Source organism: Streptomyces niveiscabiei, from assembly GCF_001419795.1.
Taxonomy (GTDB): Bacteria; Actinomycetota; Actinomycetes; order Streptomycetales; family Streptomycetaceae; genus Streptomyces; species Streptomyces niveiscabiei.
In genome coordinates, this window is sequence record NZ_LIRL01000832.1 from 1 (window position 1) to 12,198 (window position 12,198).

The 12,198-nt window shown below is 70.3% G+C and carries 15 protein-coding genes; 10 read left to right on the top strand and 5 right to left on the bottom strand.

The window, feature by feature from the left end:
* The 3 genes from AOK24_RS34725 to AOK24_RS34735 form a co-directional block, all read left to right on the top strand.
* A partial coding sequence (locus AOK24_RS34725) for a DUF5304 family protein (protein ID WP_167376890.1) occupies nucleotides 1-261 on the top strand: 261 nt, incomplete at its 5' end.
* A gap of 55 nt (nucleotides 262-316) precedes the next feature.
* Complete coding sequence (locus tag AOK24_RS34730; protein ID WP_055723968.1) at nucleotides 317-1,270, top strand: ROK family glucokinase; 954 nt, start codon at nucleotides 317-319, stop codon at nucleotides 1,268-1,270.
* Nucleotides 1,271-1,403: 133 nt separating this feature from the next.
* Entirely contained in the window at nucleotides 1,404-2,120 is a 717-nt protein-coding gene (locus AOK24_RS34735) for an endonuclease/exonuclease/phosphatase family protein (protein WP_055723969.1), read from the top strand.
* On the opposite strand, the gene AOK24_RS34740 is transcribed toward AOK24_RS34735, so the two are convergent.
* Both AOK24_RS34740 and AOK24_RS34745 read right to left on the bottom strand, forming a co-directional pair.
* Nucleotides 2,117-2,692: a hypothetical protein gene (locus AOK24_RS34740; protein WP_055723970.1), complete on the bottom strand. Its 576-nt coding sequence runs from the start codon at nucleotides 2,690-2,692 to the stop codon at nucleotides 2,117-2,119. The genes AOK24_RS34735 and AOK24_RS34740 overlap by 4 nt on opposite strands.
* Nucleotides 2,685-3,470 (bottom strand): alpha/beta hydrolase, encoded by a 786-nt coding sequence (locus AOK24_RS34745; protein WP_055723971.1) that lies wholly within the window; start codon nucleotides 3,468-3,470, stop codon nucleotides 2,685-2,687. Before AOK24_RS34745 ends, AOK24_RS34740 begins: the two co-directional genes overlap by 8 nt.
* Nucleotides 3,471-3,622: 152 nt before the next feature.
* Between AOK24_RS34745 and AOK24_RS34750 the strand changes: the two genes are divergently transcribed.
* From AOK24_RS34750 to AOK24_RS34765, 4 genes are read left to right on the top strand one after another with little or no spacing between them, the layout of a single operon-like run.
* Entirely contained in the window at nucleotides 3,623-4,375 is a 753-nt protein-coding gene (locus tag AOK24_RS34750; RefSeq protein WP_055723978.1) for a lysophospholipid acyltransferase family protein, read from the top strand.
* Between the two features lie 36 nt (nucleotides 4,376-4,411).
* A complete protein-coding gene (macS, locus tag AOK24_RS34755) occupies nucleotides 4,412-5,611 on the top strand; it encodes a MacS family sensor histidine kinase (RefSeq protein ID WP_055723972.1) in 1,200 nt (399 codons plus the stop codon).
* Complete coding sequence (locus AOK24_RS34760) at nucleotides 5,608-6,276, top strand: response regulator (protein WP_206191325.1); 669 nt, start codon at nucleotides 5,608-5,610, stop codon at nucleotides 6,274-6,276. Before macS ends, AOK24_RS34760 begins: the two co-directional genes overlap by 4 nt.
* Before the next feature lie 54 nt (nucleotides 6,277-6,330).
* Nucleotides 6,331-7,359, top strand: a complete 1,029-nt coding sequence (locus AOK24_RS34765; protein ID WP_055723973.1) for a 6-phosphofructokinase — start codon at nucleotides 6,331-6,333, stop codon at nucleotides 7,357-7,359.
* On the opposite strand, the gene AOK24_RS34770 is transcribed toward AOK24_RS34765, so the two are convergent.
* A complete protein-coding gene (locus AOK24_RS34770) occupies nucleotides 7,356-9,179 on the bottom strand; it encodes an anthranilate synthase family protein (RefSeq protein WP_055723974.1) in 1,824 nt (607 codons plus the stop codon). The two genes, AOK24_RS34765 and AOK24_RS34770, sit on opposite strands and share 4 nt — an antisense overlap.
* A 90-nt stretch (nucleotides 9,180-9,269) precedes the next feature.
* Nucleotides 9,270-9,326, bottom strand: a complete 57-nt coding sequence (locus AOK24_RS52860) for a trp operon leader peptide (RefSeq protein WP_107502881.1) — start codon at nucleotides 9,324-9,326, stop codon at nucleotides 9,270-9,272.
* Between the two features lie 82 nt (nucleotides 9,327-9,408).
* Here AOK24_RS52860 and AOK24_RS34775 point away from each other — a divergent pair, with 82 nt between their 5' ends.
* Nucleotides 9,409-10,764: a class II 3-deoxy-7-phosphoheptulonate synthase gene (locus AOK24_RS34775; RefSeq protein WP_055723975.1), complete on the top strand. Its 1,356-nt coding sequence runs from the start codon at nucleotides 9,409-9,411 to the stop codon at nucleotides 10,762-10,764.
* 130 nt (nucleotides 10,765-10,894) lie between these two features.
* Nucleotides 10,895-11,116, top strand: a complete 222-nt coding sequence (locus AOK24_RS34780; protein WP_055723976.1) for a (2Fe-2S)-binding protein — start codon at nucleotides 10,895-10,897, stop codon at nucleotides 11,114-11,116.
* Between the two features lie 10 nt (nucleotides 11,117-11,126).
* On the opposite strand, the gene bfr is transcribed toward AOK24_RS34780, so the two are convergent.
* Entirely contained in the window at nucleotides 11,127-11,606 is a 480-nt protein-coding gene (gene bfr, locus AOK24_RS34785) for a bacterioferritin (RefSeq protein WP_055723977.1), read from the bottom strand.
* Between the two features lie 186 nt (nucleotides 11,607-11,792).
* Here bfr and AOK24_RS34790 point away from each other — a divergent pair.
* The coding region (locus tag AOK24_RS34790) for a molybdopterin-dependent oxidoreductase (protein ID WP_159052089.1) at nucleotides 11,793-12,198 on the top strand (406 nt) is incomplete at its 3' end.

Sequence of the window (12,198 nt, forward strand, 5' to 3'; positions counted from 1 at the left end):
AACTCCCCCCTCCTCGGCGCGGTCGCGGGCCCGGCCGCGCAGCAGGTCGTCCGCCAGGTCGTCCAGCAGGCGAAGGCCGTCGTCGAACCGGTCGTCGAACGCAACCCGGACGTCTTCGACCACCTCAGCGCGGCCGGCAACGAACTCCTCGCCGCGTACCGCTCGGCGGTCCAGCGCCAGGAGAACCGCTGGACCAAGAGTGACACCGGAGACGGCAGGGACGAGGGCACGGGCCCGGGCCAGCGCATCGACGTCGACTGAGGGTCCCCTCCGGTACGGTGGCCCATAGCGGGGCTCGACCGAAACTGAGGGATTCATGGGACTCACCATCGGCGTCGACATCGGCGGCACGAAGATCGCGGCCGGCGTGGTCGACGAGGAAGGCACCATCCTGTCGACCCACAAGGTGCCGACCCCGGGCACGCCCGAAGGCATCGTGGACGCCATCGCCTCCGCCGTCGAGGGAGCGCGCGCCGGGCACGAGATCGTGGGCGTCGGCATCGGCGCCGCCGGTTACGTCAACCGCCAGCGCTCCACCGTGTACTTCGCGCCGAACATCGACTGGCGCAATGAGCCGCTGAAGGAGAAGGTCGAGCAGCGCACCGGCCTTCCGGTCGTCGTCGAGAACGACGCGAACGCCGCGGCCTGGGGCGAGTACAAGTTCGGCGCGGGCAAGGGCCACCGCAACGTCATCTGCATCACCCTCGGCACGGGCCTCGGCGGCGGCATCATCATCGGCAACAAGCTCCGCCGCGGCCACTTCGGCGTCGCCGCCGAGTTCGGCCACATCCGCATGGTCCCCGACGGGCTGCTCTGCGGCTGCGGCTCCCAGGGCTGCTGGGAGCAGTACGCCTCCGGCCGCGCCCTCGTCCGCTACGCCAAGCAGCGCGCCAACGCCGCCCCCGAGAACGCGGAGATCCTCCTCGGCCTCGGCGACGGCTCGCCCGACGGCATCGAGGGCAAGCACATCTCGATGGCGGCGAGGCAGGGCGACCCGGTGGCGGTGGACTCGTACCGGGAGTTGGCGCGGTGGGTAGGTGCAGGGTTGGCCGACCTGGCATCGCTGTTCGACCCGTCGGCGTTCATCATCGGCGGGGGTCTGTCGGACGAGGGCGAGCTGGTCCTCGACCCGATCCGCAAGTCGTACAAGCGCTGGCTGGTAGGCGGCAATTGGCGCCCGGTAGCGGACGTCCTGGCGGCAAGCCTGGGCAACGAGGCGGGCCTGGTAGGCGCAGCGGACCTGGCAAGGGAACCGGACCCGATCATGTGACTATCACCTTTAATCGGGCGTAGGCGTACTGCTTTTGTCTTTTAGGGGCGCGGGGAACTGCGCGACAAGCCACATCGAACCGGCAGTCGCGCACTACCTCAGCGCCCCTCCCCTTTGGGCGTAAATTGACGCCATGCCCCTGCCCCCCACCATCCGCGTACTCACCTACAACATCCGCTCCATGAGGGACGACCCCCAAGCCCTCGCCCGCATCATCAAAGCAGCCACCCCCGACCTGGTACTCCTCCAGGAAGCCCCCCGCTTCTTCCGCTGGCGCAAGAAACTCGCCCGCCTCGCAAGGGCCGCGGACCTGGTCGTCCTCACCGGCGGCGGCACAGCCGCGGGCCCCGCGATCCTCTGCTCACTCCGCACGACAGTGGAACGCACCGAGGACGTCCTCCTACCCCTCACCACCGGCAACCACAGACGCGGCTTCGCGACAGCCGTCGTCCGGATCGGCAACGCCCGCCTGGGAGTCCTCAGCACCCACCTCTCCCTGGACGAGGAGGAGCGCTACGACCAGACGGCCACCCTCCTGGACCGGCTCGCCGGCATGGGCGTGGACCACGCCATCGCGGGCGGCGACATCAACGAACCCCCCACCGGCCGCTCGTTCGCCCGCCTCGCGGAGACCCTCCAGGACACCTGGCTGACGGCCCCGTGGGGAACGGAACACACCTTCCCGGCGACAGAACCGGCCACCAGGATCGACGCGATCTTCACGACGAAGGGCATCGAGGTCCTGACGGCGGGCGTCCCCAGGGACTACCCCGGCATCACGGAGAACGACCTGAGGGCGGCCACGGACCACCTCCCGGTCCTGGCCACCCTCAGAATCCCCGGCAACTAGACGACCGCACCCCGCCCGGGGTCGTCGTCCCCCTCCTCGTCCGTCCGCATCCGCATGACCAGCGTCGCGAACCCCCCGAGGAACCCGCCGATGCCGACCGTCGCGAGCCACCACGTCATGTCCCACCCGAGGAGCACGGCGATCAGCAGCAGCACCGGCCCTCCGACGACCGCGAGCCACGCGAACTTCGCGGTCGTGTCGGCCTCGGGCAGCGGCGGCGGCTCGGGGGGCACGAAGTGCCCTTCGTCGTCCTCGCCGAGGTCGTCGTCGCTGGGCTCGGCCGGAGAGTAGTCGCGCGGCCCGACGCCGGGCGCGAACGTCACGGAACCGCCGAGTGGCTTGTCGGCCGGCGGTTCGGCGGCCGGCTTCTCGTCGGCGGGCGCGTCGTCGTTGGCCTGCGCCTCAAGGAGCGCGAGGTCCTCGACCGACTTGAAGGGCTTCGCGCCCGGCGGATCCTTGGGCTCGTCCCCGTACCCGGCGACGATGGCGGCCCACGCGGCCTCCTCGTCGAACGGGACGTGCTGGTCCTCCGGCTCTGCGTTGTCCTCGCGGTCGGAGTCGTGCTCAGCCACCTGCCGTCGTCCCTTCCTCAGCGACACCCCTGTCGGCTGCGAGCCGGTCGATGAACGCGATGCTCTCCTCGACGACACGGTCCGCGTCGTGGTCCAACGTCGCGACGTGGTAGCTCTGTTCCAACACGACCTCGCGTACGTCCAACGACGAGATCCGGCTCAGGATCCGCGCGGAGTCCGCCGAGGGGACCACATGGTCCTCCGCCGAGCGCAGCAGCAGCACCGGCTGCGTCACCCGCGGCAGTTCGCCGTCCAGCCCGCGCAGCGCGCCGCGCAGGGAGTGCGCGCAGTGCAGCGGCACCCGGTCGTACCCGATCTCCTCGGCGCCGGGCTTCGCGATGTCGCTGGCGATGCCCGGGGTCGTCCGCACGAGGTGCCGGGCCACCGGGAGGGCGTACGCGGCGAGGCCGTGCACCTTGTTCGCCGGGTTGACGACGATCACGCCGGCGATGTCCGCGCCGTGCTTCGCGGCGAGGCGCAGGGCGAGGGCGCCGCCCATGGAGAGGCCGGCGACGAACACCGTCGTACAGCGCTCGCGCAGGGCGCGCAGTTCGCGGTCCACCTCGGCGTACCAGTCGGGCCAGCCGGTCAGGGCCATGTCCTCCCAGCGCGTGCCGTGCCCGGGCAGCAGGGGCAGCGACACCGTGAGGCCGTGTTCCGCGAGGCGCTGGCCCCAAGGGCGCAGCGACTGCGGGGAACCGGTGAAGCCGTGGCAGAGCAGGACGCCGACCTCTCCGCCCTCGTGGCGGAACGGCTCTGCTCCGGGAAGGACCGGCACGTCGGTCTCCTCATCGGTCAAAAAGGCGGGACGTGTGGTTCACCGTACGCGACCGCACTGACACCGACCAGGGCCGTCGGCCTGTTCCGCACCGAGCCGGGTTAAGGTCTGTTCGACACAAAACAGGAGGCACTCGGTTGTTGTACGGCGCGATGAAGGTCGCTATCGGGGGACCGCTGAAGGTCACCTTCAGGCCCTGGGTGGAGGGCCTGGAGAACATCCCCGCCGAGGGGCCCGCGATCCTGGCGAGCAACCACCTCTCGTTCTCCGACTCGTTCTTCCTGCCCGCGGTCCTCGACCGCAAGGTGACGTTCATCGCGAAGGCCGAGTACTTCACCACCCCGGGCGTGAAGGGCCGGCTCACCGCCGCGTTCTTCAAGGGCGTCGGCCAGCTCCCGGTGGACCGCTCGGGCGCGCGCGGCGCCGGTGAGGCCGCGATCAGGAGCGGTATCGAGGTCCTGGAGCGCGGCGAGCTGTTCGGGATCTACCCCGAGGGCACCCGCTCGCCCGACGGCCGCCTCTACCGCGGCAAGCCCGGCGGCCTCGCCCGCGTCGCCCTCGCGACCGGCGCGCCCGTCATCCCCGTCGCGATGATCGACACGGAGAAGATCCAGCCGCCCGGCCAGGTCATGCCCAAGCTGATGCGCCCCGGCATCCGCGTCGGCAAGCCCCTCGACTTCAGCCGCTACGAGGGCATGGACCAGGACCGCTTCATCCTGCGCGCGATGACCGACGAGGTCATGTACGAGATCATGAAGCTCTCCGGCCAGGAGTACGTCGACATCTACGCCACCGCCGCCAAGCGGCAGCTCACCGAGGCGGCGAAGGCCGAGAAGGCCGCCAGGGCCGCGCTCGCGCAGGCCGAGAAGGAACAGGCCAAGAAGGAGAAGGCCGAAGAGGCTTAAGGTCTCTTCAGGTCTTTCCGGCGGCGGGTGGGGGATATGCCGAAGCGAGAACGCGTCATGCGCATGTCGGTCGAGCAGCCGCTGTGGCGTGCGCTCACCGGCTACCGCGTCCTGACCATGCTGTACGCGATCGGCCTGTTCATCAGCGCCTACGACGACTTCGACCGCCCCGAGGTCGCCTTCGTCTACTTCCCGCTGCTGTTCATATGGACGCTCGCGACGCTCCCCCGCGTCGCGAGCGCCGCCAACTGCACCAAGCGCTTCCTCGCCGCCGACCTCACCGTCGCCGTCGTCGGCATCCTCCTCACCCCCCTCGCCGTCACCGACGAGCGCATCAACTCCGGCGGCCCCACGCTGCCGTCGATATGGACGGCCGGCTCCGTCCTCGCGTTCGCCATCAAGGGCGGCTGGCGCTGGGCCGCCTTCGCCTCCACGCCGGTCGCGGTCGCCAACCTCATCCAGCGCGGGGCGCCCGCCCGCGACACCGTCCACAACGTGATCCTCGTCTGGGTCGCCGCCATCGCCATCGGGTACGTCGTCGAGGTCGCCCGCGCCTCCGAGCGCACCCTCGCCCGCGCCCTGGAGATCGAGGCCGCGACCCGGGAGCGCGAACGCCTCGCCCGGGACATCCACGATAGCGTCCTCCAGGTCCTGGCCATGGTCCAGCGCAGGGGCGCGGTCATCGGCGGAGAGGCCGCCGAGCTGGGCCGCATGGCCGGCGAGCAGGAGGTCGCGCTGCGCACCCTGGTCTCCGGCGGCCTCGCCCCCGTCTCCCACGTCTCCGAGGACCTCACCGAGGGCGCCGTCGTACGCCTCGTCGACGAACCCGACCCGGACGGCCCCCTCGACCTGCGGCCGCTGCTCGCCCCGTACGCCTCCGCGCGCGTCAACCTCGCCGAGCCCGGCGCCCCGGTCGAGCTGGCGCCCGCCGCCGCCCGTGAACTCGCCGCCGCCGTCGGCGCCGCCCTGGACAACGTGCGCCGGCACGCCGGGGACGACGCGCACGCCTGGATCCTCGTCGAGGACGAGCCGGACGAGGTGATCGTCACCGTCCGCGACGACGGGCCCGGCATCCCCGAAGGGCGCCTCGCGCAGGCCGAGGGGGAGGGGCGGCTCGGCGTCGCCCAGTCGATCCGGGGCCGGCTGCGCGACCTCGGCGGACGCGCCGAACTGATCTCCACGCCCGGCCAGGGCACCGAAGTCGAACTGACGGTCCCGAAGAAGGGCAGGACATGAGCGGCATCAAGGTGATGGTGGTCGACGACCACCCCATGTGGCGCGACGCGGTCGCCCGGGACCTCGCCGAGAACGGCTTCGACGTCGTCGCCACCGCCGGGGACGGCGACCAGGCCGTACGCCGCGCCAAGGCCGCCGTCCCCGACGTCCTCGTCCTCGACCTCAACCTCCCCGCCAAACCCGGCGTCCAGGTCTGCAAGGAGGTCGTCGCCGCCAACCCCGCGCTGCGCGTCCTCGTGCTGTCCGCGAGCGGGGAGCACGCGGACGTCCTGGAGGCCGTCAAGTCCGGCGCGACCGGGTACCTGCTGAAGTCGGCGTCCACGGAGGAGCTGCTGGACGCCGTGCGCCGTACGGCCGTCGGGGACCCCGTCTTCACGCCCGGGCTCGCCGGGCTCGTCCTCGGCGAGTACCGACGCCTCGCCTCCGACCCCGCGCCCGCCTCCGGCGGCGGCGACCAGCCCGACGCGCCCCGGCTCACCGACCGCGAGACCGAGGTGCTGCGCCTCGTCGCCAAGGGCCTCAGCTACAAGCAGATCGCCGAACGCCTCGTCATATCCCACCGCACGGTCCAGAACCACGTACAGAACACCCTCGGCAAGCTCCAGCTCCACAACCGGGTCGAGCTTGTCCGGTACGCGATCGAGCGGGGTCTCGACGACGAGTGAACCGCGCGCAAGACTGACACCTCGTCAGGTCGGTCGGGCGAAGGGACTTGTTCCATGCGCGTCGGAGTACTGACCGGGGGCGGCGACTGCCCCGGCCTCAATGCCGTCATCCGGGCGATCGTCCGCAAGGGCGTCCAGGAGTACGGCCACGAATTCACCGGGTTCCGCGACGGCTGGCGCGGACCCATGGACGGCCGCGCCGTCCCCCTCGACATCCCCGCCGTACGCGGCATCCTCCCGCGCGGCGGCACGATCCTCGGCTCCTCCCGCACGAACCCCTACCGGGAGGAGGGCGGCGTCGAGCGGATCAGGGCGACGCTGGCCGCGCAGGGCGTCGGCGCGCTCATCGTCATCGGCGGCGAGGACACCCTCGGCGTCGCCGCGCGCCTCTCCGACGAGGAGGGCATCCCCTGCGTCGGCGTCCCCAAGACCATCGACAACGACCTCTCCGCGACGGACTACACGTTCGGCTTCGACACGGCCGTGGGGATCGCGACCGAGGCCATCGACCGGCTCCACACCACCGCCGAGTCCCACATGCGCGTCCTGGTCGTCGAGGTCATGGGCCGCCACGCCGGATGGATCGCCCTGCACTCGGGCCTCGCCGGGGGCGCGAACGTGATCCTCATCCCCGAGCAGCGCTTCGACGTCGACCAGGTCTGCGGCTGGGTCACCTCCCGCTTCCGCGCCTCCTACGCCCCGATCGTCGTCGTCGCCGAGGGCGCGATGCCGAAGGACGGCGACCTGGTCCTCAAGGACCAGTCCCTGGACTCCTTCGGACACGTACGCCTCTCGGGGGTGGGCGAATGGCTGGCCAAACAGATCGAGAAACGGACGGGCAACGAGGCCCGTACGACCGTCCTGGGCCACGTCCAGCGCGGCGGCACCCCGAGCGCCTTCGACCGCTGGCTCGCCACCCGCTTCGGCCTCCACGCGATCGACGCGATCCACGAGGGCGACCACGGGGTGATGGTCGCCCTCCGGGGCACCGACATCGTCCGGGTCCCTCTGGCGTCGGCGACGGAGAAACTCAAGACGGTGGACCCGAAACTGTACGAGGAGGCAGGGGTCTTCTTCGGCTAGCCGACCGGCCTCAGGGCACCCATCAACTCCCGTACGATCTCCGCCCCGTTGATCGTCAGCACCGACTCCGGATGGAACTGCACCCCCGCGAACCCGGGCCCGCGCAGAGCGTGCACCTCCCCGTTCGCGGCCCTGCTGACCTCCACCCCCGGCTCCTCGCCGCACCGCGCCACGAAGCTGTTGTAGAACCCGACCGTCTCCCGCCTCCCGAACAGGTCGATCTCCACTTGGGCCCCCTGGAACGGCACCTCCTTCCGCACGATCTCCATCCCCAGCTCGGCGGCGATGAGTTCGTGGCCGAGGCACACCCCGAGCACCCCGTGCCGATGCCCGCGCAGCAGCTCGCCGGCCAGCTCCCGCAGGAACCGCATCTTCGGGTCGGCGAGGTCGGAGGGGTCGCCGGGGCCGGGGCCCAGGACGACGGGGCCGGGGTGCGCGAGCACGGCCTCGCGCAGCCCGGGTTCGTCGTAGCGGCGGACGGTCACGTCGAGGCCGTTCGTGCGCAGCACATGCGCCAGCATCGCCGTGAACGTGTCCTCGCCGTCGACGACCAGCGCATGCCCGTCCAGTCCCGGCGTCCGCTCCTGCATCCGCAGCCAGAACGGCGCCAGGAACGACCGGCGTCCGTCCAGCGCGGCCCGCACCCGGGGGTCGTCGGACAGCCGGGGCCGGCTCTGCTCGAAACGCGGCCGGGACGGACGTACCCCCAGTGCCGCCAGCACACCGGCCGCCTTCGCGTGGGTCTCCGCCACCTCGCTCGCCGGATCGGACCCGCGCACCAGGGTCGCCCCGACGGACACCCGCAGCCGCCCCTCGGCGGAGATGTCGGCCGTACGGATCAGGATCGGCGAGTCGAGGGTCTGCGCGCCCCCGGCGTCACGGCCCAGCAGGGCCAGCGCGCCCGCGTAGTACCCCCGCCCCCCGGACTCGTGCCGCTCGATGACCCGGCACGCGTTCTGCACGGGCGAGCCGGTGACGGTCGCGGCGAACATGGTCTCGCGCAGCACGTCACGGACGTCGAGGGAGGACTTGCCCCGGAGTTCGTACTCCGTGTGCGCGAGGTGCGCCATCTCCTTCAGCCGGGGCCCGATCACCACCCCGCCCATGTCCCCGACCGTGCACATCATCTTCAGCTCCTCGTCGACGACCATCGACAGCTCCTCGATCTCCTTGCCGTCGGCGAGGAAGCCCAGGAGGTGTTCGGGCGTCGGCCCCTCGGCGGGATAGCGGTACGTCCCGCTGATCGGGTTCATGACGACGGTCCCGCCGGACATCCGCACGTGCACCTCGGGGGACGCGCCGACGAGGGTCCGCTCACCGGTGTGCACGACGAACGTCCAGTACGCGCCGCGCTCGCCGACGAGGAGCCGCCGGAAGAGGGCGAGGGCGTCTTCGCGGGAGAAGCCGTCGATATGACCTTCGTACGTACGCCGGATCACGAAGTTGGCCCCCTCCCCGCTGCCGATCTCGTCCCGCAGGACCCGCCCGACGATCTCGCCGTACTCCTCGTCGTCGACGTCGAAGCGGCCGTCGGTCACGCGGACGTCGTGGGCGGGGAGTTGTGCCAGGGCCTCGTCCAGGGTGAGGGCGTGGGTCTCCTCGGGGATCAGGACGGTCAGCGGGGTGCCGTCGTCGCGTACGTCGAAGCCGCGCTCGCGGATCTGGCGGAACGGGATCAGCGCGAGGCCGTGGTCGGGGAGGTCGGCGAGGCGGTCGTACACCTCGGTCGGGCCGATCAGCAGCTCGACGGTGTCGCCGTCGTGGCCGGGCGTGCGGCGGCGCAGGAGTGCGAAGGGGCGGGGATCGTGCAGGAGGTCCATGGTGTGAGGTCTCTCTGTGGTGAGGAGAGACGGACCCCTGGGAAACACGAAGGCCGCCTCTCGGGGCGGCCTGTGGGATGTACGCGCAGATCAGCGGGCCGCCGGGGGAGCGGTCCACCACCAGTTCCGGGTCGAGTGCGCGAACATGCGGCGTACCTTACAGCACACCTGTGTCTCACCTTTCGAGCCGTGCGAAAACCGGTCGACACGACCCCGTAATGTGGAGCCCGTGACCGTGAACGCTGATTCCCAAGCCGTCGCCGCGCTGGCGACCTGGCGCGACCTGCCCGCGGCGCAGCAGCCCGAGTACCCCGACACCGAGGCGCTGCGCAAGGTCGTCGCGGAGCTCGAGTCGTATCCGCCGCTCGTCTTCGCGGGGGAGTGCGACCAGCTGCGCAGCCGGATGGCGGCCGTCGCCAAGGGGGAGGCGTTCCTTCTCCAGGGCGGCGACTGCGCCGAGGCGTTCGACGCCGTGGGCGCCGAGCAGATCCGCGCCAAGCTGAAGACGCTCCTCCAGATGGGCGCCGTCCTGACGTACGCCGCGTCGGTGCCGGTGGTGAAGGTCGGCCGGATCGCCGGCCAGTACTCCAAGCCGCGCTCCAAGCCGACCGAGACGCGTGACGGGGTGACCCTGCCGACGTACCGGGGCGACTCCGTCAACGGCTTCGACTTCACCGAAGAGGCCCGGATCCCGGACCCCGAGCGGCTGAAGCGGATGTACCACGCCTCCGCGTCGACGCTGAACCTGGTGCGCGCCTTCACCACCGGCGGCTACGCCGACCTGCGTCAGGTGCACGCCTGGAACCAGGACTTCGTGAAGTCCTCGCCGTCCGGCCAGCGCTACGAGCAGCTCGCGCGTGAGATCGACAACGCCCTGAACTTCATGCGGGCCTGCGGGACCGACCCGGAGGAGTTCAAGACCGTCGAGTTCTACTCCTCGCACGAGGCGCTGCTGATGGACTACGAGTCGGCGCTGACCCGCGTCGACTCCCGCACCGGCAAGCTGTACGACGTGTCCGCGCACATGGTGTGGATCGGTGAGCGCACGCGCCAGCTGGACCACGCGCACATCGAGTTCGCGTCGAAGATCCGCAACCCGGTCGGCGTCAAGCTGGGTCCGACGACCACGGCGGAGGAGGCGCTCCAGTACGTCGAGCGTCTCGACCCCGACCGGGAGCCCGGGCGGTTGACGTTCGTCGTCCGGATGGGTGCGGACAAGGTCCGTGACAAGCTTCCGGAGCTGGTCGAGAAGGTCACCGCGTCCGGTGCGGTGGTGGCCTGGGTGACCGACCCAATGCACGGCAACACCTTCGAGGCGGCCTCGGGCCACAAGACCCGCCGGTTCGACGACGTGCTCGACGAGGTCAAGGGCTTCTTCGAGGTCCACAAGGGCCTCGGCACCCACCCGGGCGGCATCCACGTCGAGCTGACCGGTGACGACGTCACCGAGTGCGTGGGCGGCGGCGACGAGATCTTCGTCGACGACCTGCACCAGCGCTACGAGACGGCCTGCGACCCGCGACTCAACCGCAGCCAGTCGCTGGACCTGGCCTTCCTGGTGGCGGAGATGTACCGGGACCAGTAGTTCTCATAGTTCTCAGGGCATGCCTTGGGGCGCGGATCACATGCGATCCGCGCCCCTTCGCACTTTTGCGGCACCTGTCCGCCGGGTAAGGTTAGGTTCACCTAATCGTTCTGGTGGGAGGTGAGTCCGCGTGTACGTGTGCAGCTGCTTCGGCGTGACCGAGGCACAGGTCCTGCGGCACGCGGACGACGGCGCCTGCACGCCCCGCCAGATAGCCTCCGCCTGCAAGGCCGGTACGGACTGCGGCTCGTGCGTCCGCCGTATTCAGGCGATCCTCGGCCGGGGGGCCTGCAAGTCCGCGGTGACCCGGCTGGAGTCGGTGGAGGCCGCTTCGCTGGAAGAAGCCGCCTAGCTTCGCCGGCTCAGCTCTCCGGCTGTTCGATCAGCTGGGCGATGTACAGCGCCTCGCCGAGCTTCTCGAGCAGTTCGAGCTGGGTGTCGAGGTAGTCGATGTGGTGCTCCTCGTCCTCCAGGATCGATTCGAAGATGTTCGCCGACGTGATGTCGCCCTTCTCGCGCATCACCTTGATGCCGCGCTTCAGGCGGTCGATCGCCTCGACCTCGATCATGCGGTCCGCCTCGAACATCTCCTTGACGGTCTGGCCGATCCGCACATGGAAGAGGCGCTGGTAGTTCGGCAGGCCCTCCAGGAAGAGGATCCGGTCGGTCAGCACCTCGGCGTGCTTCATCTCGTCGAACGACTCGTGCCGGGTGTACTTCGCGAGTTTCGTCCAGCCGAAGTTCTCCTGCATCTTCGCGTGCAGGAAGTACTGGTTGATCGCCGTCAGCTCACCCGTGAGCTGCTCGTTGAGGAATTCGATGACTTCCGGGTCGCCCTGCATCGCCAAGGCTCCTTCCGTACGGGATCTGTGGGGGGATCTGTGGGTGGATCTATGGGGGAGGACGCGGCCGATGATGGCACTGGTGCGGAAGATCGTCCAGTAAGTGCGGGCTTAGTAAGTAAGGGCATGCTTAGTTCAAATTGCCCCGATTTTCGGGTTCGTATTTGTATCTGTCAGGATGGAGCCATGGGTCGTCCGGTGGAGCGGGAATCAGGAGAGAGCGGACCGTCCGAGCTTCCGCCGGGGCAGCGACTCCAACGAGGCTGGCCGGTCACGCACTACGGCCCCGTCCCCAAGTTCCGCCCCGAGCGCTGGGACTTCCGCGTCTTCGGCGCCACCGCCGACGGGGAGAAACACAGCTGGAGCCACGAGGAGTTCGCGGCCCTGCCGTACGCGACCGTCGTCGCCGATCTGCATTGCGTGACCAAATTCAGCATGCTCGGCGCGGAATGGGGCGGTATTCCGGCGCGTGCGGTCCTCGCGCTCGCGCCGCCCGCCCCCGACGTCACGCACGTCATGGTGTGGGCCGAATACGGCTACAGCGCCAACCTCCGGCTCGCCGACTTCACCGACGCCCGCACCCTCTTCGCCA

Bases quoted from the DNA above. Each gene is read 5' to 3' on its own strand.
- AOK24_RS34730 (WP_055723968.1), top strand. From the start codon at position 317: ATGGGACTCACCATCGGCGTCGACATCGGCGGCACGAAGATCGCGGCC.
- AOK24_RS34735 (WP_055723969.1), top strand. From the start codon at position 1,404: ATGCCCCTGCCCCCCACCATCCGCGTACTCACCTACAACATCCGCTCC.
- AOK24_RS34750 (WP_055723978.1), top strand. From the start codon at position 3,623: ATGAAGGTCGCTATCGGGGGACCGCTGAAGGTCACCTTCAGGCCCTGG.
- macS (WP_055723972.1), top strand. From the start codon at position 4,412: ATGCCGAAGCGAGAACGCGTCATGCGCATGTCGGTCGAGCAGCCGCTG.
- AOK24_RS34760 (WP_206191325.1), top strand. From the start codon at position 5,608: ATGAGCGGCATCAAGGTGATGGTGGTCGACGACCACCCCATGTGGCGC.
- AOK24_RS34765 (WP_055723973.1), top strand. From the start codon at position 6,331: ATGCGCGTCGGAGTACTGACCGGGGGCGGCGACTGCCCCGGCCTCAAT.
- AOK24_RS34770 (WP_055723974.1), bottom strand. From the start codon at position 9,179: ATGGACCTCCTGCACGATCCCCGCCCCTTCGCACTCCTGCGCCGCCGC.
- bfr (WP_055723977.1), bottom strand. From the start codon at position 11,606: ATGCAGGGCGACCCGGAAGTCATCGAATTCCTCAACGAGCAGCTCACG.